General features: G+C 40.2%; 20 protein-coding genes and 1 pseudogene. 10 read left to right on the top strand and 11 right to left on the bottom strand.

Annotation, left to right across the window (positions count from 1 at the left end; genetic code table 11):
• Nucleotides 1-208 precede the first annotated feature (208 nt).
• Both ACE1CI_RS03435 and ACE1CI_RS03430 read left to right on the top strand, forming a co-directional pair.
• A complete protein-coding gene (locus tag ACE1CI_RS03435) occupies nucleotides 209-2239 on the top strand; it encodes a diguanylate cyclase (RefSeq protein ID WP_496615217.1) in 2031 nt (676 codons plus the stop codon).
• A 309-nt stretch (nucleotides 2240-2548) separates the two neighbouring features.
• Entirely contained in the window at nucleotides 2549-3715 is a 1167-nt protein-coding gene (locus tag ACE1CI_RS03430) for a ferrochelatase (RefSeq protein WP_413267005.1), read from the top strand.
• Between the two features lie 154 nt (nucleotides 3716-3869).
• On the opposite strand, the gene ACE1CI_RS03425 is transcribed toward ACE1CI_RS03430, so the two are convergent.
• Entirely contained in the window at nucleotides 3870-4415 is a 546-nt protein-coding gene (locus ACE1CI_RS03425) for an NADPH-dependent FMN reductase (RefSeq protein ID WP_413267006.1), read from the bottom strand.
• Between the two features lie 229 nt (nucleotides 4416-4644).
• Between ACE1CI_RS03425 and ACE1CI_RS03420 the strand changes: the two genes are divergently transcribed.
• The 7 genes from ACE1CI_RS03420 to ACE1CI_RS03390 all read left to right on the top strand — a co-directional run bounded on the left by ACE1CI_RS03420 (nucleotide 4645) and on the right by ACE1CI_RS03390 (nucleotide 11596).
• The gene (locus ACE1CI_RS03420; RefSeq protein ID WP_413267007.1) at nucleotides 4645-4776 is read left to right on the top strand and encodes a hypothetical protein; all 132 of its coding nucleotides are present in this window, start codon (nucleotides 4645-4647) and stop codon (nucleotides 4774-4776) included.
• Nucleotides 4773-6728: a DICT sensory domain-containing protein gene (locus ACE1CI_RS03415; RefSeq protein WP_413267008.1), complete on the top strand. Its 1956-nt coding sequence runs from the start codon at nucleotides 4773-4775 to the stop codon at nucleotides 6726-6728. Before ACE1CI_RS03420 ends, ACE1CI_RS03415 begins: the two co-directional genes overlap by 4 nt.
• Before the next feature lie 324 nt (nucleotides 6729-7052).
• Nucleotides 7053-7478, top strand: a complete 426-nt coding sequence (locus tag ACE1CI_RS03410) for a photosystem I reaction center subunit II PsaD (protein ID WP_413262320.1) — start codon at nucleotides 7053-7055, stop codon at nucleotides 7476-7478.
• A gap of 268 nt (nucleotides 7479-7746) precedes the next feature.
• Entirely contained in the window at nucleotides 7747-8391 is a 645-nt protein-coding gene (locus ACE1CI_RS03405) for a hypothetical protein (RefSeq protein WP_413262321.1), read from the top strand.
• A 23-nt stretch (nucleotides 8392-8414) separates the two neighbouring features.
• The gene (gene trpE, locus ACE1CI_RS03400) at nucleotides 8415-9938 is read left to right on the top strand and encodes an anthranilate synthase component I (RefSeq protein WP_413262322.1); all 1524 of its coding nucleotides are present in this window, start codon (nucleotides 8415-8417) and stop codon (nucleotides 9936-9938) included.
• A 201-nt stretch (nucleotides 9939-10139) separates the two neighbouring features.
• Nucleotides 10140-11027 (top strand): PhzF family phenazine biosynthesis protein, encoded by an 888-nt coding sequence (locus ACE1CI_RS03395; RefSeq protein ID WP_459564001.1) that lies wholly within the window; start codon nucleotides 10140-10142, stop codon nucleotides 11025-11027.
• A 200-nt stretch (nucleotides 11028-11227) separates the two neighbouring features.
• Nucleotides 11228-11596 carry a DUF1823 family protein gene (locus ACE1CI_RS03390; RefSeq protein WP_413262323.1) on the top strand — a complete coding sequence of 123 codons (369 nt, stop codon included), beginning with the start codon at nucleotides 11228-11230 and terminating at the stop codon, nucleotides 11594-11596.
• On the opposite strand, the gene ACE1CI_RS03385 is transcribed toward ACE1CI_RS03390, so the two are convergent.
• The 7 genes and pseudogenes from ACE1CI_RS03385 to ACE1CI_RS03355 all read right to left on the bottom strand — a co-directional run bounded on the left by ACE1CI_RS03385 (nucleotide 11556) and on the right by ACE1CI_RS03355 (nucleotide 21221).
• Nucleotides 11556-12377 carry an inositol monophosphatase family protein gene (locus ACE1CI_RS03385; protein WP_413262324.1) on the bottom strand — a complete coding sequence of 274 codons (822 nt, stop codon included), beginning with the start codon at nucleotides 12375-12377 and terminating at the stop codon, nucleotides 11556-11558. The genes ACE1CI_RS03390 and ACE1CI_RS03385 overlap by 41 nt on opposite strands.
• A gap of 18 nt (nucleotides 12378-12395) precedes the next feature.
• A complete protein-coding gene (locus ACE1CI_RS03380) occupies nucleotides 12396-12878 on the bottom strand; it encodes an adenosine-specific kinase (protein ID WP_413262325.1) in 483 nt (160 codons plus the stop codon).
• Nucleotides 12879-12940: 62 nt separating this feature from the next.
• Nucleotides 12941-13162 (bottom strand): DUF4327 family protein, encoded by a 222-nt coding sequence (locus ACE1CI_RS03375; protein WP_413262326.1) that lies wholly within the window; start codon nucleotides 13160-13162, stop codon nucleotides 12941-12943.
• Between the two features lie 437 nt (nucleotides 13163-13599).
• Complete coding sequence (locus ACE1CI_RS03370; RefSeq protein ID WP_413262327.1) at nucleotides 13600-14775, bottom strand: hybrid sensor histidine kinase/response regulator; 1176 nt, start codon at nucleotides 14773-14775, stop codon at nucleotides 13600-13602.
• A gap of 84 nt (nucleotides 14776-14859) precedes the next feature.
• Nucleotides 14860-16476, bottom strand: a complete 1617-nt coding sequence (locus ACE1CI_RS03365) for an iron uptake porin (RefSeq protein WP_413262328.1) — start codon at nucleotides 16474-16476, stop codon at nucleotides 14860-14862.
• Nucleotides 16477-16575: 99 nt separating this feature from the next.
• A complete protein-coding gene (locus tag ACE1CI_RS03360) occupies nucleotides 16576-19749 on the bottom strand; it encodes a PAS domain S-box protein (RefSeq protein WP_413262329.1) in 3174 nt (1057 codons plus the stop codon).
• A 250-nt stretch (nucleotides 19750-19999) separates the two neighbouring features.
• Nucleotides 20000-21221: pseudogene (locus ACE1CI_RS03355) on the bottom strand (RNA-guided endonuclease InsQ/TnpB family protein).
• Nucleotides 21222-21269: 48 nt separating this feature from the next.
• Between ACE1CI_RS03355 and tnpA the strand changes: the two are divergent.
• Nucleotides 21270-21680, top strand: coding sequence for an IS200/IS605 family transposase (gene tnpA, locus ACE1CI_RS03350; RefSeq protein WP_459564002.1), 411 nt, complete (start codon nucleotides 21270-21272; stop codon nucleotides 21678-21680).
• A gap of 195 nt (nucleotides 21681-21875) precedes the next feature.
• On the opposite strand, the gene ACE1CI_RS03345 is transcribed toward tnpA, so the two are convergent.
• The 3 genes from ACE1CI_RS03345 to gpmI all read right to left on the bottom strand — a co-directional run bounded on the left by ACE1CI_RS03345 (nucleotide 21876) and on the right by gpmI (nucleotide 24582).
• The gene (locus tag ACE1CI_RS03345; RefSeq protein WP_413268053.1) at nucleotides 21876-22607 is read right to left on the bottom strand and encodes a peptidase; all 732 of its coding nucleotides are present in this window, start codon (nucleotides 22605-22607) and stop codon (nucleotides 21876-21878) included.
• A gap of 13 nt (nucleotides 22608-22620) precedes the next feature.
• On the bottom strand, nucleotides 22621-22857 hold the full coding sequence (gene secG / locus ACE1CI_RS03340) for a preprotein translocase subunit SecG (protein ID WP_413268052.1): 237 nt from the start codon (nucleotides 22855-22857) through the stop codon (nucleotides 22621-22623).
• Nucleotides 22858-22983: 126 nt separating this feature from the next.
• A complete protein-coding gene (gpmI, locus tag ACE1CI_RS03335; RefSeq protein ID WP_413268051.1) occupies nucleotides 22984-24582 on the bottom strand; it encodes a 2,3-bisphosphoglycerate-independent phosphoglycerate mutase in 1599 nt (532 codons plus the stop codon).
• Nucleotides 24583-25018 lie beyond the last annotated feature (436 nt).

The raw sequence follows: 25018 nt of genomic DNA, 5'->3' as shown, positions 1-25018 counted from the left end.
TCGCTTTAAGTGAGCATCAACTAAACCTAACTAAGTAGTTATAAAAATTATTTATTGAAAAGTAATCATTATAGGTATCTGATTAATAAATATAAAAAATTAACCTAGTTTTAACTTAGTCGATGAGCAAAGCCAGGTTTTATTTTACTTTTATTTCCCAGTTTATTGTTTACTAACTTTAATAGTGAAGAGTAACCGTGTAAATCAAATGGAACCAGACCAAAATCACCAACCACAAGAACTGCAATTATTAGAAAAAATTGCCCTTAATTCTGGTGGATTGAATGAACAGCTATTAGTAAAAGAAACTTTACTTGCCAAGGGGGAAGTAGAACCCACCTCGCAAACAACCAAAAGCCAACTAGAAACGCAACTGGCTCAGACTATTCTAGAATTGCGGCAAGCTTATCAACAAATTGAAATTCAAATTATCGAGAATGAGCGTAGCCAAAAACTTGTGCAAGAGCAAGCAGAACTGCTCGATTTAGTTGATGATGCCATTCTGATTCGAGACTTAAATAACATAATTAGCTTTTGGAATCAGGGTGCAGAAAAAATGTATAGTCTCTCTAAAAATGAAGCGCTAACCAAACCTTATAATATTTTACTAAAAACCCAATTTCCCAGACCTCTATCAGAAATACAAGCTGAACTTTTTCACAAAGGATACTGGGAAGGAGAATTAATTCATACCAAATCAAACGGTACACAAATAGCAGTTTTCAGTCGTTGGGCATTGAGAAAAGATGCGAACAATCGACCAGAAAAAATTATCGAAATTAATAAAGATGTTACTCTTGTTAAAGGTACAGAGGAAGCATTATTTACCCTGGGAGTGAGATTGGCAGGAATTTTAGACACTGCCAAAGATGCAATTGTTTCTCTAGATGAACAAGGGGAAATCACTTTATTTAATCAAGGGGCAGAAAAGATTTTTGGCTACAAGGCAGAGGAAGTTTTACACAAGCCAATAGATCTCTTAGTTCCCTTTAATTCATTAGGAAATTTTCCCGCAAATAATGGATTTGAATATTTTAATTATTTAAATAAAATACCAATAGAAAATCATCAAATTTTAGGGCAACACAAAGATGGTACAGAATTTCCTATAGAAGCTTCTGCCTCTCAATTAGAATTAATCACAGGCAAAGTATTAACCCTGATTTTACGGAATATTACTCAGCGGTTGCATTCAGAAGAGACTTTGCAGAAAACTAATGAAAAACTAACTGGTCGGATCAGAGAACTTGAAGCCCGTAATCGAGAGATTGTTCTTTTAGGTGAAATGAGTAATATTTTGCAAGCTTGTTTAACAACCGAAGAAGCTTATCATAATCTTGCTCAATTAATTAAGCCGCTGTTTCCTAATATGTCAGGAGCAGTATTTGTGATGAGCAACTCCAAACAATTAGTTTCTGCTGTTGCTAGTTGGGGCGATGCTAACGCTACTACTGAGATGATATTTACACCCAATGAATGTTGGGGGTTACGACGTGGACGATCGCATTTAATGGAATCTTCTTGTCGAGGTATTAACTGCAAACATAGCCGTCATGATTTACCAAATTTTGAATCTCTTTGTGTACCTATGATGGCACAAGGAGAAGCTTTAGGAATTTTGTATTTAAGTGCAACTGAAACTGGAGCTTTTACCCAATCTAAACGAGAATTAGCGATTACTGTAGCAGAACAAATTGCTTTAGCCTTGGCTAACTTAAAATTACACGAAGCTTTACAGCAACAAAGTATTCGCGATTCCCTCACAGGTTTGTTTAATCGGCGTTATTTGGAAGAATCCCTAGAACGAGAAGTTAGTCGTGCCGAACGCAAGCAACAAACTGTGGGCATTATTATGTTAGATATCGATCACTTTAAACGATTTAATGATACTTTTGGTCATGATGCTGGAGATACAGTACTCCGAGAATTAGGAATTTTTATTAAGAAAAATATTCGGGGTTCAGATATTGCTTGTCGCTTTGGCGGAGAGGAATTACTAATAATTTTGCCAGAAGCTGATTTAAGCGTTACCCTACAAAGAGCCGAACAAATTCGCGAAGGAATTAAGCATTTAAATTTACACAGCCGTAATCAACAATTAGGCACTATTACACTCTCTTTAGGAGTAGGAATTTTCCCCCAACATGGCATAACAGGTGACATGGTAATTCAAGCAGCTGACTCAGCTTTGTATCAAGCTAAGGCGCAGGGGCGCGATCGCGTAATTGTCGCCAGTTAAGCAGGGGAGCAGAGGAGCAGGGGAGCAGGGGAGCAGGGGAGCAGGGGAGCAGAGGAGCAGAGGAGCAGGGGAGCAGGGGAGCAGGGGAGCCAGAAAAGTCCATTACTCAAAACTCTCTTCTTAACTCAAAACTCAAAACTTCCTACCCTCTCTTCCTTAATAAGTAATTAAGATATCAGCATCCTATCCTGGGGGAGGGGATGCTAACCTAGAGGAATGAGTGGCGCTTTGTAGGGATATTAGCCGCAGGAAAAGGCATCACCGAGAATCGCACTCTAGCTTAGACATTATTTTCTAGAGGAATCCAACATGGTTGCTACCCCGGAAAAGCTGCACGCATCATCTCTACAGTCAAATGCCAACGATCGGGTTGCTGTATTACTGATGGGTTATGGTGAAGTCGAAAGTTACGAAGACTTCGCTAACTACAACGAACAAGCGTTAAATTTACTTACGGCTAAGTTTGCTCCGGTGCCAACCTGGATTTATCCACCATTAGCAAAAATTTTGGCAATATTCGATCGCCATGAATGGGGACATCAACACGATCATTTCATTTCCCCCCACAACTCAATTTTTGAACAACAAAGAGCCGGAATTGAAAAGAATTTACAAGAAAAATGGGGCGACAAAATCAAAGTTTTTAAAGCTTTTAACTTTTGCGCTCCCTTTTTACCCGAACAAGTAATCGCGCAAATTAAAGAGGAAGGTTTTGATAAAATCCTGATTTATCCTTTGTTAGTTGTTGATTCTATCTTTACCAGTGGCATTGCCGTTGAGCAAGTTAACAAAGCTCTGGCAAAATTAGCAGATAGCGACGAACATTGGGTAAAAGGACAGCGTTACATTCCCTCTTTCTACAATGAGCCAGCTTACATTGATTTGATGGCTCAATTAGTAGAAGAAAAGATTGCTCAAGAATTAGCAAATTCTTACTTGCCTTCTCAAATTGGCATTGTATTAATGAATCACGGTTGTCCCCACAAAGCTAAAGGTTTCACTTCTGGAATTATGGAAAGTGAAGCACTTTATGAACTAGTGCGGGAAAAATTGATTAACCGCTATCCTTTAATTTCTGTGGGTTGGTTAAATCATGACACGCCGTTAATTGAATGGACACAACCGAATGCGACTGTAGCAGCGAAAAACTTAATTGATTTGGGTGCTAAGGCGATCGTATTTATGCCCATTGGTTTTGCTACTGAAAACCACGAAACTCTACTGGATGTAGATCATATTATTCATGGTTTACAAAGTCAAAACTCAGATGTTAACTTTGTTCAAATGGCTTGTGTCAACGACCATCCAGAGTTTTTGCAAATGGCAGCAGAATGGGCAAATCCCCAAATTGAAGCTTTGTTATCTGAACAAGCATTAGCGGTGAATTTGCATTCCGCTACTCATCACCATCACCACCACGATCACGATCATCATCATCACCATCATGATGATCATCACCACCACCATCATCATTAAAAATTCGTAGGGTGCGTTAGCGATAGCGTAACGCACCATCTCACCATATTTAGCAGAAATGGTGCGTTACGCTGCGCTATTTAGCAGAAATGGTGCGTTACGCTGCGCTATTTAGCAGAAATGGTGCGTTAGCGCAGCGTAACGCACCCTACATTTAGGCGGCTTTTCGTAATTTTTGGGTGTTTTGGACTAAGCTTTGGGCGAATTCGTCGAAGCGTTTAGAGAGTTTTTCATCGACAATTTTGCCATCTTTAGTAAACGCTTTCCATGCTTGTCCGATCGCAATTTGTTCGGGAATCACCCAAGCATGAACCCAACGCATTATCACCCTTAAATCATTCAAGGCATTACTATTTGATTGACCACCCAGAACACTAATTAAACCAGTTACTTTGTCACTGAGTTGGTCGAAACTCATCAAATCTAAGGCGTTTTTCATCACACCGCTAACACTGCCATGATATTCCGGTGTTGCTAATATTAAACCGTCCGCTTGTTGCACTGCATTTCGCAACTTTTCTACATCAGGATAGTCTGGGTATTCATCTTCTCCATTGCAAAATGGTAATTGCATTTCTCGTAAGTCCAGAATTTCTACTTCTGCGCCTAAAGCTTCGATTCTTTGGGCGGCTAATTCTAGCGCTAACTGACTGTAGGAGTCTTCTCGCAAACTACCGCCAATGCCAACTATTTTCACCATACTATTCTTCCTTATTTGTCAAGATGCTCTTCAATAAAAGCAAGAATATTTAACTTCACTTAACTAGGGCTTGCTGCTCCTTGCCATCTACCAGATGGTTTGTCTGGAATCAAGTCATACTCATTACGACTACATATAAGATAGCAAGTTTTATTCCGGCTTGTCAACTTCACAGGAAAGCGCTTCTGGCTCAAAATAGAAATGAAGTCAGTTAGCGATCGGGAAAATTGTGCCAGCCAAAATTTCTTTTGGGTTAAAATCTGAAAGCATCTTTAGGTGGAGACGATTTGGGCGATCGGAAGGAACTGACTTTGCTGCTGTGACATGGACTTTGCCGGGATTCGATCGAAGAAATCCATGATAATAAACAATTCTGTGCTGGCAGATTTGCTGCAAGAACAACCCGATTTGCGGCCTCAAATGTACTTTAAGTCTTCCTTAACGGCGCTTTCGCACGCAATGGAAGACCAAGTTTTGGCGAGTTCAGAGGCACCTTTAGTAATTGCGAGTTTTCAGCAAGAACGCTTTTACCGTCAAGAAGCGCACCGTTATCTGAAAATCGCCCAAAAAAGCGATCAAATCTACGTACTAGCGGCACCAGAAACTAGTTTTACTAGTGGTTACGATAAGTACGAGATGGTAGCTTTTGACCCAGAGGACAGCTTAGCGCAGGAATGGCATTTGGTAGTGATTGGACAACAGTACGCCAGCTGTCTTGTCTGTCATGAATGCCCAGAGTCAGCATTGCCGGAATCTGAAGAAAATTTAGTAGATATAGATACTTCCCGCAGATTTGAAGGGATTTGGACATTCGATCGCCAAGTGACCAAAAAAGCTGCGGAAATACTACTCAAGCGGATTTTAGCTTACCGACCGGAGTTAAAAAGTAAAATTAAGCGGGCACAGAAACAGTTTTTACTTGTTAAAGCAGCGGAACAAAAGATCAATGAATTAGCTGAATGTCCGATTTCTAATCCCGATCCTTTCGTGCAGCGTTTAGTTACCTATCTGCAAGCGGGTCAATATAAATTATTGAAAGCTTATAAGTCAATTACTGTACAGGAACGTAAAGAACGTTTAGTCAATTCAATTACAGCGGCAATTCGGCAATCACTGAACACTCATGAAATTCTTTCAAAAGCCGCAGAAGAATTAGGACAAGCAATGCAGGTTTGTCGGTGTTTGATTTACCGCTGTAAACAGACAGATAAATTTGCCACAAATCACCATGAATTTTTGAGTCATGGAGTTTGTTCGTTGGGGGGAGTAAATTGGCCGTTACAAGATAATCCTTTGTTTCAGGAAGTAGTAACGAAGCAGGAACGAGTTTATGTAGCTAATACGCAGACAGATGGGCGGGTGCAAAATTCGTTGGTATTGCAAAATGTGGTGCAACGCTTTGGGATTATTTCTTGGTTATTAGTGCCAGTATGGGATAAGGGTAGATTGTTGGGGATGTTGGAGTTACACCATTGCGGCACAGTACCGCATGAGTGGGAAGAAGAGGCGCTAGAGTTAACAGAAGCGATCGCATCTCAACTGGGAGTTGCCTTAATTCAAGCCGAAGCTTACGCTAACCTAGAAGACCTCAACGAACAACTAGAAGCATTAGAACGCACTCGCAGCAACTTAATTGCCATTACCGGACATGAACTGCGAACTCCATTATCTACAATTCAAGTTTGCCTGGAAAGTTTAGCCAGCGAACCAGATATGCCACCCGAACTGCGACAGATCATGTTGAACACAGCATTATCTGACGGGGAAAGAATGCGGAAATTAATTCAAGACTTTCTCACCCTTTCCCAATTAGAAAGCGGTCGAGTAGAATGGCATCCCGAAGCCTTACAAGTCCAAGAATGCGTAGACTTAGCCCTCAGCAGTACGAGAGTGCGAAGTACCAAGGAAGAATTACCACAAATCACCGCCCAAGTATCGCCTGAGTTGCCCTTAGTGCAAGCAGACGGAGAATGGTTAGTGGAGGTACTCAATAAACTGCTAGATAATGCCTGTAAATTTACCTCTCCCCAAGGAGAAGTGACGATTCAAGCGAAAACTAACGGCAATCAAATGCTGGAAGTGACTGTAGCGGATACGGGAAGAGGGATTGAACCGAATAGATTGGAGAGAGTGTTCGATCGCTTTTACCAAGAAGAAGGCGCATTGCGGCGCACCACAGGCGGTACAGGCTTAGGACTAGCAATTTGCCGTCAAATCGTCACCGCTTGGGGCGGTAGAATTTGGGCTGAATCTGCTGGCAAGGATCGAGGCTGTCAGTTTCATTTTACGGTGCCGATCGCAGAATCAAATTAGAAGGCAGAAGGCAGAAGGCAGAAGGCAGAAGGGAAGAAGAGGTGGGGAGGTAGGGAGGTAGGGAGGTGGGGAGGTACGGAGAGTTGAACAGATAGTTAGTTAAATTATTTTCCCCCATTCCCCTTGTCCCCTTGTCCCCTTGTCTCCCCTTCCCCTCTGCCCCCCTGCCCCCCTGCCCCCCTGCCCCTCTGCCCCTCTGCCCCTCTGCCCCTCTGCCCCCCAGTCCCCGACCAAACCCTAAAGAACTGTTACAGTTCTTATCAGAGTAGTAATACTAGCGCTGAGTGAGTGATAGGATTCCCTAAAACGTTCAGAAAGGAACCTATGACAGAAGAGCTTAAAGGACAAGCGCCTCTGTTCGGTGGCAGCACAGGCGGCTTACTGAGCAAAGCAGAAACCGAAGAAAAGTACGCTATTACTTGGACTAGCCCCAAGGAACAGGTATTTGAAATGCCGACTGGTGGCGCTGCTGTAATGCGTCAAGGCGACAACTTGCTATATTTAGCCCGCAAGGAACAATGTATCGCTTTGGGCGGTCAGCAACTCCGCGCTAAATTTAAAATCAACAATTACAAGATTTACCGCGTTTTCCCCAACGGCGAAATCGAATACTTGCATCCTGCGGATGGCGTGTTCCCTGAAAAGGTAAACGCAGGTCGTCCTTACAATGGCAAGAAAGACCGCAGCATCGGTCAAAACCCCGAACCTGCAAAACTCAAGTTTAGCGGTACTGCTACTTACAACGCTTAGTTAAGCAAAACTGTTTTAGGAAAAGGTACCGGAGGACAAACGGATAACCTCCAGGTTTTTAATCTGGTAAATGCTTGGGAATTAGGTTAATAAACCTCAAAAACCAAGAATCTCGCAGAAAATTTCTGTGCTGAATGTCCAAAATAAATTGGCAATAGTCCATTACCCTTAAATTACTCAAGTCTCGGAGGGGAATTTCTTTCCGAGGCTTGAGTTATTAGCATTATTGTTTGTTGTAAGGACTTTAGTCCTAATTGGTGATTTGGTCGTGAAAATTAAGAAAAATTTGACGATCGCTAAAATATTAATAGGCTTGGGTTTAAGTATCATTATTTTCAAAGTCTTTTACTTACAAGCTTTCGCCCAAACCTTTTCGGAAAGATACCCAACACCTACAGAATTAGTCAGATTGCGGGAGAAGTTGCGCGGACAAATTCGCACCATAGAAAATAATAATCAGTTAGGAGGTTCTCACACTTCAACTGATAAGCAACGTCACGCTTCTTTGGTTTGGGCATGGGCAAAAGTCGATCCAATTGTCGCACCTTTTTTAGGATATTGGTCAGGATATGAGGAAAGTTTGCTCATCTATCCGAGAAATACTAAAGGTCAGGTTTGTATAATTTACGAGGGGTTAGGAGAAGTTGAATTATATTTCGGCAATGTAGTTAATGAACAAATCCGCACCGAGCAGAATGAAAGTATTATTAAAGAGGGAGATTATTTAGCAATAGCTACTGTGAGAAATAATCAAGCCGATATCTTTGTCACACCTCCTTATATGAATCCGAGAATTACTCTCACAACAAGTGAATTTATGAATCGGGCGAGAATGAATAGACCAGATATTGCCACAATGGTACAAAAATTTAAGGCTTCTGGTTGTCGAGATGGTTTACCATCAAAAAGGTAAAATTATAGAGTTGTTCAAAAGTTATGATATTTCCAGATTTTCAACAGTTTTCCGAATTAGCTAAACAAGGTAATTTTGTCCCTGTTTATCAAGAATGGGTGGCTGATTTAGATACTCCGGTTTCAGCTTGGTATCGCGTTTGTGCGGGACAAAGTTACAGTTTTTTGTTGGAATCTGTGGAAGGTGGCGAAAATATTGGTCGCTATAGTTTGTTAGGTTGCGATCCTTTGTGGATTTTGGAGGCGAGGGGAGAAAAAACTACGCAAACTTATCGGGATGGGACGAGTGTAGTTTTTGAAGGCGATCCTTTTCAAGCTTTAACTTATTGTTTAAAACAAGTTCGTCCGGTAAAATTACCGCAGCTACCTCCGGGAATTGGTGGGTTGTTTGGTTTTTGGGGATATGAGTTAATTAAGTGGATTGAACCTCGCGTTCCAGTTCATCCTGCATCAGAAACGGATTTGCCTGATGGGTTGTTTATGCAGGTGGATAATCTGTTGATTTTCGATCAGGTGAAACGGAAGATTTGGGCGATCGCATACGCCGATTTACGAGATGCTAATGTAAATTTAGAAAAGGCTTATCAACAGGCTTGCGATCGCGTTTCCCAGCTAGTCAATAAGTTACAATCTCCCTTATCTCAGCAAAGCACTTTAATTGCTTGGAAACCTCCGGGAACTGGTGCGGGAGAAATTACTTATACTAGCAATATTTCCCAAGCAGATTTCTGTGCGAATGTGCAAAAAGCGAAGGATTACATTAAAGCTGGGGATATTTTTCAAGTAGTACTTTCCCAACGATTAACGGCAGAATATTCTGGCGATACTTTTGCGCTTTATCGGTCTTTAAGGTTAATTAATCCTTCGCCTTATATGGCTTATTTTAACTTTGGCGATTGGCAAATTATTGGGTCGAGTCCTGAAGTTATGGTGAAGGCGGAACTTGACGCGGAAGGTGAGTTGGTGGCGACTTTAAGACCAATTGCAGGGACAAGAAAACGGGGTAAAACTGTTGCGGAAGATGTGGCTTTGGGTGAAGAGTTGTTGCAAGATCCCAAGGAAGTCGCCGAGCACGTTATGTTGGTTGATTTGGGAAGGAATGATTTAGGTAGGGTTTGTAGAAGTGGGACGGTTACTGTTGATGAGTTGATGGTAATTGAGCGTTATTCTCATGTGATGCACATCGTTAGTAATGTGATTGGAAAGTTGGGGAATAACAAGACGGCTTGGGATTTGTTGAAGGCTTGTTTTCCGGCGGGAACTGTTAGTGGTGCGCCGAAAATTCGCGCTATGGAAATTATTTTTGAGTTGGAAGGTTGTCGTCGAGGGCCTTATTCTGGGGTTTATGGTTATTATGATTTTGAGGGTCAGCTGAATAGTGCGATCGCAATCAGAACTATGGTTGTTCGTAGTGAGGGAAATTGTAAGCATTCGGTTTCTGTGCAAGCTGGTGCAGGTTTAGTTGCTGATTCTGTCCCGGAAAAGGAATATGAGGAAACTTTGAATAAGGCGCGGGGTTTGTTGGAGGCTATTCGTTGTTTGCGATAGGTTTTTTTTGAACCGCAAAGACGCGAAGGACGCAAAGAGAAGAGGAGAAAAAGGAGAATTAGGAGGGGTTTTATTAGGTTATTTGTTTTTTGCGGTATCTTTTTTTTGAACCACGTTCGCGTAGCGTGTGCGTAGCACGTAAGACACGAAGGACACGAAGAGAAGAGGAAGAAGAGAAAGAAGAGGAAGAAAGGGGGTGTGATGTTGCGGTTTTATATTGTTGATGTGTTTGCTGAGGAAAGGTACGCTGGTAATCAGTTGGCTGTTTTTACTGGGGATGGGGTGGCGCGTCTTTCTGATGGGGAAATGCAGAAGATTGCTAAGGAGATGAATTTTTCGGAAACTACTTTTATTACTTCTAATGAGGCGATAAATGGTGGTTACAATGTCAGAATTTTTACGCCGGGACAAGAGTTACCTTTTGCTGGTCATCCAACTTTGGGAACTGCTTTTATTTTACAGCAGGAAATCATTAAAAGTTCGGTGGAAAGGGTGGTTTTAAATTTAAAGGTGGGACAAATTCCGGTTACATTGAATTATAAGGATGATGAGGTGGAATGGTTGTGGATGCAGCAGAAAACTCCTACTTTTGGTCAGGGTTTTTCGCCAAATCAGCTTGCACCTGTGTTGAATTTAGAAGTTGAGGAAATTGATTCTCGGTATCCGATCGAAGAAGTGTCAACGGGTGTACCTTTTATTATTGTACCTTTGAAAAATCACGTTGCTTTGAAACGAATTAAGGTCAATAAAGATAAATATTTCGAGTTGGTGGATAAGACAAACGCCAAGGCAATTTTAGTGTTTTGTCCTGAAACAAATAAGCTGGAAAATGATTTGAGCGTGAGAATGTTCGCTGATTATATGGGTGTACCAGAAGACCCAGCAACGGGTAGCGCAAATGGTTGTTTAGCTGGGTATTTAGTAGAGTATAATTATTTTGGTGAAAAACCAGTTGACGTAAGAGTTGAACAAGGTTATGAAATTGGTAGACCTTCTTTACTACTGCTAAAATCCCAAAGAAGCGCCACAGGAATTGAAGTATTTGTCGGCGGAAAATCCATTATGATAGCCAAAGGCGAATTCGTCTAAACAAACTATAAGTAGGTGTAAATAAATAAAGTGATAATAGTTATTTATGGATGGGGCGGGCAGGATGCCCACCCCACAAGAGTTATAGCTTTCTTGTGGGGTGGGCATCTTGCCCGCCTTAGTTTTCACTTTATTTAGATCTACCTACTTATCTAAAAAAACAATCTGCGTCCATCTACGATTATCTGCGTTCTAAAAAAATGTCCAACCTCCCACCATTAAACACCGACACAATTTGGTCAATTATCAACGAAGAAATTGACACCCAAACAGTTAACCAATTACTTTGGTATTACTTAGGATACCGCTACAACGAAGCAACCGGAAAATGGGATAACTCCGCCGTCGCTGATGAGTGGAAAAGCGAATATCCCGAACCTCCAGATTTTATCGGTTGTCGTCCTCCAACAGTTAAATTAACTCGTTCTATTCCCCAAGAAAACAAACAATTATTAAAAGAAAAGTTGGGTTTTAAAGGTTATAAAGTTGGGGAATTTAGTCCTGAACAAGCTAGGAGAGCAACAGCGGCTAATTGGTTGTTGAGTTATATGGAAATTCACGGTAATTAATTAGATCTAATAACTCATTCAACAATTTAATATTAGCCGCACCAATCAAAGTGGTAGCAGTATAATCAAAAGCTTCACCTGTCAATTGTTGAAATACTGCACCCGCTTCTTTGGCGATTAAATACCCTGGCATAATATCCCAAATATCGTAGGAATAAACCAAGTAAATATCGGTTTTTCCAGAGGCGAGAGAAGCTAAATCATAACAAGCAGCACCCCACATTTTTAGTCTATTTATGTGATTAGCGATCGCACAAACTCCCCCCAACCTCTCCCGGTTTTTAGAAACGCGATCGCTTCCCTTACTAAAATCTCCCATACTAGCGATCGCCTGACTCAAATCCTTACTAGAACTAACATAAATTCTCTCACCATTCAAATAACTCCCCCGATCGATCGCAGCAGAATACATCTCCTCAAGTTCCGGTAAATAAATTGCCGCTACCACAGGTTTTTTATTAATTAACAGCGCCATTTGAATCCCGTAAATCGGAATTTTTCTCGCATAATTACTAGTTCCATCCAAAGGATCGATTACCCAAGTTCTCTCATCAGTAATTTCGGCTATATGTGTTTCTTCCGAAATAATCCGATCGTTGGGAAATTCCTTTAATAACTCATCAACTAGAAATTTCTCAATTGCATAATCTGTAGAAGTTACCTGATCGAATTCACCTTTTTGATAGACATTTGCTGGCGCTTCTCGTACTTTTATATATAAGCGAGAAGCTTCTTTAATAATATGGGTAGCAAATTCTAATTCTGCTGTAAAATTATTCATCTAATAACCAATCACAAATTACAACTTATACCCAATCTTTCGCAAAAATTCCTTCCTCGCTTTCACATCATCTGCACTTTCCACACCTTTTGGTGAAAAGCCATCAACAACCCCTAAAATTCCTCGTCCTTGTTCTGTTTCAGCAATAATTACTTGCACAGGATTTGCTGTAGCACAATAAATGGTGCAAACTTCCTGACACTGTTTAATTGCATTTAAAAAATTGATCGGAAAAGCTTCTTTTAAAAGAATCACAAAACTGTGTCCAGCAGCAATATCCTGTGCATTTTTGGTAGCAGTTTCTTCCAATGTTTTTTCGTTTCCCGCTACTCTAATTAAGCATGGCCCAGAGGCTTCACAAAAAGCAATACCAAATTTAACCTGTGGCGAAGTCCCCACCATAATTTCATACAAATCTTCCACTGTTTTAATAAAATGGCTGTGACCAATAATGATGTTACTTCCTTCAGGAATTTCCACTGGGATTGCTTTGAGTTCCATTGTTCTTTCCTTTACCTCACTAACCAAATTTTACTTTTATAGCGTTACTTTTTTGGCTGTTACTAATCTTCTGACCAATCTTCTCGACCTAGTAAATCAATGATGCGATCGCGCAGCAAATACCCATTGAATTCCAACTCTCTTTCCACATATACCCACTCTCGCGCCGGAATGAATTGACATAGCGTATAAATTGGCTGACTACGGCTGACTATCCCCTTTCTGACTAGTTCTCTTGCTTCTTCTTGGATCACGTCTATGTCATAGCGAATGGTAGTAATCATAGGGTTATCTATCCTTTACTGGAAAATTATGAGTAGAAACACTCAATTTTTGATTCACAATTAACTCTAGCAAATCTATGTCAGAAATTGATCGAACATTAACAAACTGACAGGGAAAGTCCCGGTCAGAATGCTGATGCAGAAATGATTAGTGTAGAAAAAATTACTAAACTTTACAAACCTTATTCTCCTCGTAAGCTGTGCAATACTTGTCTCTTAATATCAAAGTCGTTGGAATATAGTACGAAAAGTGATAATTCCGGCAACTTTTCCTAATGTCTTAGATACCCAGGAATTGATCTGAACCACAGGCGATCATCAAGCTGAGAAATTTTGGTGACTGTGTATTTTTTGGTGAGCTTCTTTCCTCTCCAAGTTACTGTTCCCAATACTTCCTCATCAACCTCTAATTCTTCTATTTTTCATTTTTATAAAGTTTAATCAATAGGTAAAGTAAACCAAAAGGTTGTGCCTGCTCCCAATTCACTTTCGACTCCAATAGCACCGCCATGTGCTTGAATAATGTGCTGGCAAAGATACAGTCCTAAACCTAAACCAACTGACTTGCGTTTTTGACTTCCTTGAAAGTAAAGGTCGAAGATATTTTCACATTGTTCTTTGCTAATACCTACCCCGTTGTCAGCGACGGTACAACGTAACCAGCCATTTTCCACTTGAGCATCTAAAGTTAAACAAAATCCTGGTGGGTTGTGTTTTAATGCGTTACCAATTAAGTTCTGATAAACCCGAACTAAGTGGAGAGAGTCGGCTTTAATTAAAGGTAAGTTGGGGGAAATAAGTAAACGCAATACCACCTGTTCTTTATCTAACATTGGCTGCAAATCTATTAATGCTGATTCTACCAATGACTTTAATTCTAAAGTTTGATAATTTAATTTCAATCCCCAAACTTCTGCCGCATGAGTTTCAATTAAAGAGTTAATTAACCCTAATTGCCGCTCATTACTTTCTTGCATTCTTTCTAAGACTTTGCGCGGAAGTTGAATTGTTTCCCCAACTTGATTAGTCAAATTATTTAATACCATTTTAGTGCCAATTACCGGATTTCTTAAATCGTGAGAAACCGCATGGAGAAACACATTTAATTGTTGCCGCAATTGAGTTTCCAAAGCTTTTAATTGAGCATTTGCTTCTTGTGCTGACAAACGATGGAGAATTTCTTCTTGCAGTTGGGAATTTTGTTGTTGTAATTGTTTTTGCAATTTTCTAATATTCAAATGGGTATTAACTCTGGCTAAAACCTCTTCTACCTGAAAAGGTTTTGTAATATAATCAACGCCGCCAGCTTGAAAAGCCTTTACTTTATCGAAAACATCATCCAAGGCACTAATAAAAATTACCGGAATGTCGCGAGTTTTATCTGATTTTTTTAAGCGGCGACAAACTTCATAGCCATTCATATCTGGCATATTAATATCAAGCAAAATCAGATCCGGTGTTACTACCTCTACCGCTTGTAAAGCTCTTTCCCCATTAATCACTTTCCTCGTCTTATATCCATTTTCAGTTAACATCACAGATAACAGACGCAAGTTATCAGGAGTATCATCAACTAATAAAAGATCCGCAGAGAAAGATTGAGGAGTATTCATCGGTAAAAGTTACTACTGTTTTGAAAATTAGTTAATGGTTAGCTGTAGGTAAAAAAATACAACTAACCACTAACTAGTTTATCCTTAAAAATTATAGCTGGTGCGAATTACGCCAACATATTGGGTATCATTTCTACTGTCGTTTTCTGGATTAAAAATTACCCAGAACCCAGGAGTAACAGTTATGTAGTTATTCACCTGGAAGCGGAAGAAAGCTTCTACGTGATAGGAAGTATCGCGCTCTTTCCGAACATCGCTGTTAGTTACTCGTGGTGGTAAACCAACTAAAATACCGGGTAAGTTACCTTTTTTACCCACATCTGGAAAAGACATTCCCACAGCACCAAACCAAATATCAGCATCGCTACCTTTGGTGACGAAAGTGGTAAATTCTCCCGCCCTACCATTAGTTATATTACTCAAACCAGAACTTTCTGCTTGAGCATTTATATAACCTCCCCAACCGTGAATTTGAAAGTTAGGAGTAAAACGATAATAAGCTTGAATTCCAAAAGTATCGCTGGATGTAGCAATGGCATCTCCAAAAGGACGAACCGCTAAAAAACTACCTGTACTTCCGGTGAGATCTACTAATCTTCCTGGTGCATAAGTGCGGGAATATGAGATCCCGATCGCACCCGAATTACCATATAAAGCTAATTGAGCCATAGCATTATATTTGCCATTAAACAAACCATTCCCATTCACAGGATTAGCCGGATCTCCTGCTAAATAACCCAAGGTAAGAATGACATTTTTGCTAAAGTTAATATTGGTAGCAATACCACCGCCTCCTTGCCGGAAAAATGGACTATATTCACCAAATTTAGAAGGGATTCCGCGAGCATCATCAGCAATTCCCGGAGGAGTAATTGTATCAGTAATATCAGTGTAACCTACTCCAACTGGCCCTACTATAAGTGTCACTAATGAACTTAGGGGAACCCGATATAACAGGTGGGGAATGAACACTCTGTTGTCAGTCGCGCTATCAAAGTTCAAGCTAGTCATGTTTGTGTTCGTGACTTCAGAACTAGGGCGAAAGTTACCTACTTCTAAACGAGTTCTCAGTAAATCTTTGCCTGTAAAGCTAGTTTGTAAGTTCAACCGAATCCGATAAGCGAAAATAGTTTGAGATCGATCGGAATTACTACCAACAGCATCACCAAATGTATCTTGAATTGCTGTAATTACTTCAGCATTCAGTTTGGTAGTAGTAGAAAATTGATTCGCTTCTATGTTAGTAGTACGCGCTTCTAAAGCATCAACTCTACCGCGCAAAGTAGCTAATTCTACAGCAAATTCTTCTTGTAATCTGCGGATGCGATCGAGATCTTCTCTACTCACGCCTTGGGGTAAGCTAGCAATTAATTCTTGGATTCTATCTAAACAACTGTTCAATCCGGCAGCAAATTCATAGCGTGTCATTGCCCGATTGCCACGATAAGTTCTGTCTGGGTATCCTTCAATACAACCGTAACGTTCTACCAAAGATTGTAATGCTTGAAATGCCCAATCTGTTGGTTGCACATCGCGCAATTGAGAGACCGATGTTACTTGATCTATTCCTTTAGTATTAGTATCGGATAATTCATCTAATTGTAATGAATCTGTTTCTAGAGAATCTAGTGGTGTTGCCCAAGTTGTAGGTGCTACCAAAAGGGTGAATACAAGACTAAATCCCAAATATTTTTTCTGCATAGAGCACTCCTCAGAAGTACTAATTTTCAGCATAAAGCAGAAAATCAGAAAAATTTCTTTTTAGATACAATTCATTAAAATTATTGATAATTTTTTCGCTTAACTAAGGGCTGCCTTAGCAATATCACTAATCGTATCTAGGCGATATTTATCAATTAAATTTGATAAAGCATTTGCTAAATTATGATGCTCTTGCGGGATTTGTTTAATCAATTCATCAGCAAAAGCATCATCACCACTAACAGATGCTTGATGTAATTGGGAAATCCATTCTAATGGCATGACTTTTAAAGCTTCGGAAGTTAAAACAAATTGGGTATTTGAGATTTGATTACTGTTAGTTTCGGGATTCGTTACCTTTTCTTCTTCATAGATATAACGCAATCCTAAATGTTTTGCCATTGCTTCCCAAATAGTTGCTTCTCGAAAAGGTTTCCTAACAAAATCATCGCATCCTGCTGCTAAAACTAAAGAACGATCTTCTTCTAAGGCGCTAGCAGTAACGGCAATAATAATGGTATTTTGTCCTTTTGGTTGGCTTTTAATCCTTTTAGTGGCTTCGTAGCCATCCATTACAGGCATTCGCATATCCATCCAAATTAAATGGGGTTGCCATTTTTCCCATTGGGTAACAGCTTCTAAACCATTTTCAGCTTCTTTAATTTCAAATCCCAAAGGCGTTAATAGCTGATTTAAAAGTAACCGATTATCTTCAATTTCATCAACTATTAAAATGCGATAATTGGGTTGGTTTGGTGCTAAATTGATTACTCTTTTCAGGAGTTTATCATTGGGGATATCCGTAGCATTACCAACCTCTACTCGAATATCAAATTTAAAGTTACTACCTTCATCTAGTTTACTTTTGACAACAATATCTCCTCCCATTAATTGGACAAACTTGCGGCTAATAGCTAGTCCTAAACCTGTACCTTGTTGGAATTTTCTCCCCATTTCTGTTTGGATAAATGGATCGAATAATTTTTCTAGTTCATTTTCAGAAATTCCCGCACCAGTATCTTCGATTTCAAAAGTTATTAAACAGGTGCAACCATCTCCTTTTCTATTACTTATTCGTAAATTAATTCCCCCTTCTTGGGTAAATTTAATCGCATTCCCTAGCAAATTAATCAAAACCTGACGTAATTTATTTTCATCGGTTTTTATATATTGAGGAACTTCAGGATCTCGATCGCATATCAACCGCAAACCTTTAGCTTTAGCTTTCAATTGCAACATCTCTTCTAAAGTATCAAGTAAATCATATAAATCAAACCAATTTTTATTAAGGATAATTTTTCCGGCTTCAATTTTCGACATATCTAAAACATCATTAATCAAAGATAATAAATGCTCACCACTGCGAATAATGATGTCTAATTCTTTAGCACCAGAAGCAAAAGCGGGATTTTTTGCCATCAATTGTGTAAAACCCAAAATCGCATTTAATGGCGTTCTCAATTCGTGACTCATGTTAGCAAGAAACTGGCTTTTGGCTCGATTTGCGGCTTCTGCGGCTTCTTTTGCTTGCTGAAGTTGCATTTCTGATTTTCGCAATGCTTCTTCTGTTTCTTTGCGGCGAGTAATATCTTTAACCGTTCCTTCGTAGTAAAGTAAATTGCCTTTTTTGTCTCTGACAGCACGCGCATTTTCGGAAATCCAAATAATGCTGCCATCTTGCCGATAAATTTGCGCTTCAAACTCTAATAATACTCCCTGCTTTTCTAGATTTTCAATAAATCTTTCCCGGCTTTTCAAATCAACATAAAGCTGTTTAGCATTAAGGTTTTCCATTAAGGAATCGGGAGAATCATAACCATAAATTTGCGCTAAAGCTGGGTTAGCACTAATAAAAACCCCGTCTATTGTGGTTTGGAAAATGCCTTCTGTGGCATTATCAAAAATGCTGTGGTATTTTCTTTCTGATTCTTTTATTGCGGCTTCGGCACGTTTGCGTTCGCGTAGCGCAGCTTGCTGTTCGCTAATATCCCGAATCACAAAAATCGATCGCTGCCAATCCCCAATATCAATTAATTCAATGGAAATCAATGCCGTAAATATTTCCCCGGATTTCCTTCTAAATAATACTTCTTGATCTCGGACTGACTCTCCATTTTGGACTTTTTTAATTAACTGAAAACGTACTTCAGAATTTACCCAAATATTTAATTCTAATGTGGTTTTACCAAGGGCTTCTTGTCTGGTATAACCAATAATCTTGGGGAAAGCATCATTGACTTCAATCATTAATCCATTGCTAGGATTAGTAATCACAATTACATCAGGACAAGCTAAAAAAGCTTTAGAAAATTTCTCTTCCGAAAGTCGCAGTTCCGCTTCAATTCTTTTGCGATCGTCAATTTCTGATTGCAGCATCGCATTTGTTTCTTTAGTTTTGGCGATCGCTTCCCTTAACTTACTCGGATCGCGCATTAAAATAAACACCTGAATCCCACTAACTAACCCCAAAACTCCGCCAATTATACTAATTAAAATGTTGTTTGGTGCGATCGCCTCCCATCCCTGTTTCGGAATTGCCGCCAATTGCCAATATCCATTAGGCAAACTAACTCTTACTATCACCGGATTTTGCTGAAAAATTTGCTCATCCCCAAAAAATACTTGCCCTTTTTCCCCCAATCCATCTTTCCCCCGCAAGGCATATTTTAAAGTAGTTTTATTGTCTAAAATACCTGCTTTTTTATACAAATCTTCCGGGTTAATTACAATTCCCACAAATCCCCAAAACGTACCACTAGCAGGTTTACCTTTTGCTGGAGTTACAAAAACTGGAGTATAACTAATTAACCCTATACCTCCTTCTATTAATTTAACAGGGCCAGTCACCATAGTTTTTTTAGTATCAATTACTCGCTGCATTGTTTGCCAGCGATCGGGAATTTTCTTTAAATCAGTCCCCACTAAAGATTTATTTACTTCCGGTGGATAACCAAAAGCAATTACACTACCTTTGATTGCACCAATAGAATAAACATCTTCTTGTTCTAAAATTACCCTAGCAATCTGATTAAATTCGATCGCAGTAACATTAGGATTAACTGATATATAAGCAGCTAAACCACTTTTTGTTGCTAATTGAGTATTCAAAGCATTTTCTAATTTTGCCCTCACAGCATCGAGTTTATTTAATACCTCAATACGCTGGTTTTGACGGTATTGCTTCTGTTCAGTTTTCGCCAAAAACCAGACTCCGCTTAATATCAATATTGCTGTAGAAACTGCTGCTAGGTAAGGTAAAATTTTGGCATTCATTGGAAAACCCCAAGACTCATACGCTCAATTAAATTGGGCAATTCTCGTTAATAGTTCATGCTTAACTTCTTTAATATTACTCCTTAAAATGTCTTGGGTTGCCAGATATTCAAATTTTGAATAAAGACAAACTTCCGCACTGCAAATAAAGGAAAGTTACTCATATTACTCAGTCAATCTATTTTGGCTTTCCCTCCACTGTAACTAAGATTTTCGCAGTGGTCTTATTTAATTAGTTGACACTCTCCCCTTAAGCTGACGCTGTAAGGGGAGATTCTTGTTTCATTGAGCGTCGCTTTCTAGTACTAGCATTTCTACTTTTACGCTTCGAGTCTTACACCCTCTCCACAAGCTTGAAATTCTGCGTGTCCCGCAGTATTTGTTGACAGTATTCTTATTCCTTCTTCCCTGATGTTCTTCGCTGCATTCTTATCACGGTCATGAATTGTTCCGCATTTCGGACAAGTCCATTCTCTGTCTTTTAAAGTGAGTGAGTTATTCTTGTGTTTGCAGCAATTACAAAGCTTTGTGCTGGGAAAGAATCTATCAACTTCTACAAGCTTCCCCCCAACTCTATTCAACTTGTAGTCTAGGAAGTTTACCAACATTCCAAAACCAGCGTCTAACACTGATTTCGCCATTTTGGTACGTGCTATCCCTTTAACGCAAAGGTCTTCCACCACAATGACTTGGTTTTCGTCAACTAATTTACGAGAGAGTTTATGAAGGAAATCAAGTCTAGTATTCGCTATCTTTTCATGAACTTTAGCTACTCTTTTAATCTGCTTTCTGCGATTACTGGAACCTTTCTTTTTCCGAGACAAGGATTGCTGTCTGCGTCTTAGGCGTTTAGCGTATTTCTTGGTGGTTTTAACTGGGTCAACCTTATAGGTTGTTTCTCCGTCAAACACTGTCACCAAGCTATTTAGTCCTAAGTCAATTCCAGATATCTTACCCTCTTTCTCTTTTGGCTCATCAGCAACCTCAAATAAGATTGATGCGTAGTATTTGTCTGTGCTTGTCTTACTGATAGTCACAGACTTAATCTTGCCATCAATCTTTCTGGTGATTACTGCTTTGACAACGCCTATTTTAGGAAGCTTGATACCTTTCTTTTGAATCGAGCAACTCTCAGGATATCTCAGGGATTGCTTGTCATGCTTACTTTTAAAGTTAGGGAATTTCGCCCTGACTTCAAAGAAGTTGGTAAACGCAGTTCCCAAATCCATTAACGATTGTTGCAGGGTAGTAGCCGTTGCTTCCTTTAACCAAGAAAGTTCGGGTTGCTTTTTGAGTTGGGTCAAGTCCTTTGCCATATCGCAATAACTCATTCCCTTCCCAGTCTCTTGGTATTGAGCATTGGATTTGTTGAGGTAATAATTACGAACAAAGCGGCAACAGCCAAAGTTTTTTGCTAAGGCTACTTGCTGTTCTTTATTCGGATATATTCTTACCTTCAACGCAGTTAGCATTCATTTACATACGCTCAATGTTAATATTTTAATGGTTAACGCTATTAGATGTCAATCATGTACCATCATGGATTTAGGTCTGTTTACAGGCTTAATGCTCACATCATTCTGGTCGTAAAATACCGCAAGAAGGCTATTGATAAGGTGCTCCTATCTAGACTCAAGGAAATATTTACCGACACTTTAGATAAGTGGGATGCTCAGTTAGTGGAATTTAATGGAGAAGCAGATCATATTCATCTGCTAATTGATTACAAGCCAGATAAGCCTTTATCAACTTTGATTGGCAATTTAAAAACTGTTAGTAGTCGGCTAATCCGCAAAGAGTTTCCCGAACTTTCTGAAAAACATTTTTACGGTAAACCTCACTTCTGGACTGGCGCTTATTTTGTTGCTAGTTGTGGTGGCGTTACCGTTGAACACCTAAAGCGTTATGTTGAGAATCAGGCTGAATTATAAGGATTCGCACAGCGAGGTCTGAGGAACGTTGGTCACAATTCATCTCACCGTCGTAGGGGTAATTCATGAATTACCCCTACGCTGTAACGGGAGTCCTCTTGTGACATTTAAGATAGAAATAGTACGTTGTTGCGCTTGGGCGCTCTCGATAAGAGCGCCCAAGCGCAACAACGTACCTAATTTTAATCTCAATTATCATAATTTCCATCCTAAATGAGTCGGTTGTTGATAAATCCGCTTCAAAGTATTAATATCTCTCTGAGATATTGGTGGCGAATCGCGAACTTGAGAAAAATATAACGCATCGGTTTCTACAGGACTGTGACCCCAAATACCTAACGCATGACCGAGTTCATGGCGCATAGTTGGTAAAATGTAATCACTTACTTTATTGGGATTTACTTGAATGGTAAATTTTTGAGATAAAACTGTTTCACCTTTGGCAGATTGACGACGGTAAAATTCATAACGAGTCTCAGCAGTACGGGCGCGAGGTAACTGAAATCTACCTGTATTGCGATCGAAAGTCGGTTTCCAAGCAGGCGCAGAACGCCAAATTAAAATATCCGCAATCTTAGAATCTTCAACAACTTCTAAAGGTAAATAAACATTCCATTCTTTAATAGCTTCCCATGCCGCATTTACCCATTTTTTCGCTTTTTCGGCATTGAAAGACTCTTCCTGAGAATTTTTTTCCGGTTCCACAAATACTTTAATTGGAAATTGCGACCAAACTAAATAACCTGCTGGCGTTGGCTTAATTTCCGTAAAATAATCACCGCTGTTGCTGCTATCTTGCCATTGCGCCAAAGTGGGCGGTAAAGGATGTGGTTGCAAAGGGGGTAATTTCTCTTCCCCCCAAACTGCAAAGGTAAAGACGAGGATGCAGGTAAAAACTGCTAAACCTATAGCCCAGAGTTTACGCATCCTATTCGCCTTTTTAACGAGGGGCTAACCAGTTGGCACTTAAAACAATGGTTAAACCCATAAAAACGATCGTCAGTGCCCAAGTTACACGGTTAAGAGTGGTTTCTGCACTCTTGGTGCTGCTAAACAATTGCGCTTGTCCACCAATAGCCCCAATTCCATCTCCTTTGGGACTATGCAGCAACACTAATACAATCAAAGCTAGGGCGGAAAAAGCCCAAATTCCCTCTAAAACAGTAATAACAGTCATTGGTGATTGATGATGGGTAATGGGTGATTAGTGAGCAGCGAATCTCAAATTTTAGACTTTGAAATTGTCGATCGCAAATTGAATCGCCAATTCAAAATCTCTCATTGAAAATCGCCCATTACCCAATTATAGGGAAAGTCGGACAGGGGTGCGATTGGCTTTTGTTTGATACCCTGCCGCAAGGATCATCGATCGACCTGTCATTTCCGGGGGTTGCGGGATCTTCAAAATTTCCAGAATTGTCGGTGCAATATCTGATAACCGACCATCTTCGCGCAGGGGAACTTCTGTTCCATGTCCGGGAATTTTCAACCCTTCGCCTTCTACCAGGATAAAGGGAACTACGTTAGTTGTGTGAGCAGTCCAAGGATTGCCGTTTTCGTCATACATCAATTCAGCATTACCATGATCGGCAATAATAATCGCCGTACCACCAGCTTTGCTAATGCCCTCCAGCAGTTTTCCCAAACATTTATCTACCGTTTCTACAGCTGTAATGGCTGCTTCCATTTTTCCGGTATGTCCTACCATGTCTGGGTTAGCATAGTTGATTACGATCATAGAATAGATGCCTTTTTCCACTGCGCCGATCGCCACTTCCGTAACTGCTTGTGCGGACATTGCGGGGGCGCGATCGTAAGTCGCTACCATTGGACTCTGGATCAACTCCCGGTCTTCACCCGCTAATGGTTCTTCTAAACCACCATTAAAGAAGTAAGTAACGTGGGCATATTTTTCCGTTTCCGCCGTGCGAAACTGCTTTAAACCACGATTTGCAATTACTTCCCCCAACAAATTGGTCAAATTTTGCGGTTCAAACGCCACCAAAACCGGGAATTCTGGGTCGTACTGGGTAAAAGTAGCATAACTCAGGGGCTTAATTTGTTCCCTGGGAAAACCATCAAAGTCTGGACTAACAAAAGCGCTGGTAATTTCTCTGGCTCTGTCAGGACGGAAGTTAAAGAAGATGATACCATCTCCAGATTCTACCGCTCCTGGAGCAATCCGAGTTGGGAGGACGAATTCATCAGTTAGGTCAGCGGCGTAGGAATTGAGCATTACTTCTGGAGCACTTCGCCCATCGACTTCCCCATCTTGGGTCATAATATCGTAGGCTTTTTGCACTCGATCCCAACGCTTATCCCGATCCATTGCGTAGTAACGACCGCAAATGGTTACAATGCGTCCTAAACCAATGCGATCGATATGGTTTTGAATTTGTTGAATTACCTCTACACCATCTTTCGGGTTAGTATCCCGACCATCTGTAATCGCATGAACACAAACTTCAGACATACCTTGCACTTTGGCAAGGTCTAGCAGTCCTAATAAATGGCTGATATGAGAATGTACACCACCATCGGAGCACAAGCCCATTAAATGCAGCTTACCTCCGCTACTTTGTACTTCCTGACAAACTTTTACCAAAGCTGGGTTTCTCAGTAAAGAACCATCTTCTACCGCATCAGAAATGCGAACTAATTCTTGCGGTACTACCCGCCCAGCCCCAATGTTCAGATGCCCCACTTCCGAATTACCCATTTGACCTTCTGGTAATCCCACTGCTTTCCCAGAAGCACTAATTAGGGTGTGGGGATAAGCTGCCCACAGGCTATCCATCACGGGTGTTTTTGCCACAGCAATGGCGTTGCCGTCAGTTTCTTCACGAAATCCCCAGCCATCTAGAATTATTAGCACCACTGGAGAGACGGGCACTTGAGCCATGATTTATTCACTCTTAGTTCAGATATTCATCCGAATCATATCATTTTGTTACATCCAAGAAACTCAGTAATAATTGCTATTTGTCAAGGCTTACACACATAACTTTGTATTAACCAACCTGATGGAAATACCAATATGTGTGGTTTTTTTTATCTCAGTAATTTGGCAAACTAATTTCTCAATGCTTCAACTCACTTGTTAAATAGCGTAAGTTCGATCCCCCATTATCCCCCTTATCAAGGGGGACTTTGAATCCAGTTCCCCCCTTTGTAAGGGGGGTAGTGGGGGGATCTAACCAACAATCCAAGTAACTAGCAACTTGAATTAAATAGCGAACTCTAGTGCTAATAAAAACCCAACTTTCATTTATATTTAACTTGCCTAATTTGTCAATAATAAAATATTCCTTTAATTCTCTCCCCTGCTCTTCTGCTCC

Source organism: Floridaenema flaviceps BLCC-F50 (genome assembly GCF_041929275.2).
GTDB lineage: Bacteria > Cyanobacteriota > Cyanobacteriia > Cyanobacteriales > Aerosakkonemataceae > Floridanema > Floridanema flaviceps.
Note: the sequence above shows the minus strand (reverse complement) of the source record. Positions and strands in the feature narration are given on the sequence as shown.

Bases quoted from the DNA above. Each gene is read 5' to 3' on its own strand.
- ACE1CI_RS03435 (WP_496615217.1), top strand. From the start codon at position 209: ATGGAACCAGACCAAAATCACCAACCACAAGAACTGCAATTATTAGAA.
- ACE1CI_RS03430 (WP_413267005.1), top strand. From the start codon at position 2,549: ATGGTTGCTACCCCGGAAAAGCTGCACGCATCATCTCTACAGTCAAAT.
- ACE1CI_RS03425 (WP_413267006.1), bottom strand. From the start codon at position 4,415: ATGGTGAAAATAGTTGGCATTGGCGGTAGTTTGCGAGAAGACTCCTAC.
- ACE1CI_RS03415 (WP_413267008.1), top strand. From the start codon at position 4,773: ATGATAATAAACAATTCTGTGCTGGCAGATTTGCTGCAAGAACAACCC.
- ACE1CI_RS03410 (WP_413262320.1), top strand. From the start codon at position 7,053: ATGACAGAAGAGCTTAAAGGACAAGCGCCTCTGTTCGGTGGCAGCACA.
- trpE (WP_413262322.1), top strand. From the start codon at position 8,415: ATGATATTTCCAGATTTTCAACAGTTTTCCGAATTAGCTAAACAAGGT.
- ACE1CI_RS03395 (WP_459564001.1), top strand. From the start codon at position 10,140: ATGTTGCGGTTTTATATTGTTGATGTGTTTGCTGAGGAAAGGTACGCT.
- ACE1CI_RS03390 (WP_413262323.1), top strand. From the start codon at position 11,228: ATGTCCAACCTCCCACCATTAAACACCGACACAATTTGGTCAATTATC.
- ACE1CI_RS03385 (WP_413262324.1), bottom strand. From the start codon at position 12,377: ATGAATAATTTTACAGCAGAATTAGAATTTGCTACCCATATTATTAAA.
- ACE1CI_RS03380 (WP_413262325.1), bottom strand. From the start codon at position 12,878: ATGGAACTCAAAGCAATCCCAGTGGAAATTCCTGAAGGAAGTAACATC.
- ACE1CI_RS03375 (WP_413262326.1), bottom strand. From the start codon at position 13,162: ATGATTACTACCATTCGCTATGACATAGACGTGATCCAAGAAGAAGCA.
- ACE1CI_RS03370 (WP_413262327.1), bottom strand. From the start codon at position 14,775: ATGAATACTCCTCAATCTTTCTCTGCGGATCTTTTATTAGTTGATGAT.
- ACE1CI_RS03365 (WP_413262328.1), bottom strand. From the start codon at position 16,476: ATGCAGAAAAAATATTTGGGATTTAGTCTTGTATTCACCCTTTTGGTA.
- ACE1CI_RS03360 (WP_413262329.1), bottom strand. From the start codon at position 19,749: ATGAATGCCAAAATTTTACCTTACCTAGCAGCAGTTTCTACAGCAATA.
- tnpA (WP_459564002.1), top strand. From the start codon at position 21,270: ATGTCAATCATGTACCATCATGGATTTAGGTCTGTTTACAGGCTTAAT.
- ACE1CI_RS03345 (WP_413268053.1), bottom strand. From the start codon at position 22,607: ATGCGTAAACTCTGGGCTATAGGTTTAGCAGTTTTTACCTGCATCCTC.
- secG (WP_413268052.1), bottom strand. From the start codon at position 22,857: ATGACTGTTATTACTGTTTTAGAGGGAATTTGGGCTTTTTCCGCCCTA.
- gpmI (WP_413268051.1), bottom strand. From the start codon at position 24,582: ATGGCTCAAGTGCCCGTCTCTCCAGTGGTGCTAATAATTCTAGATGGC.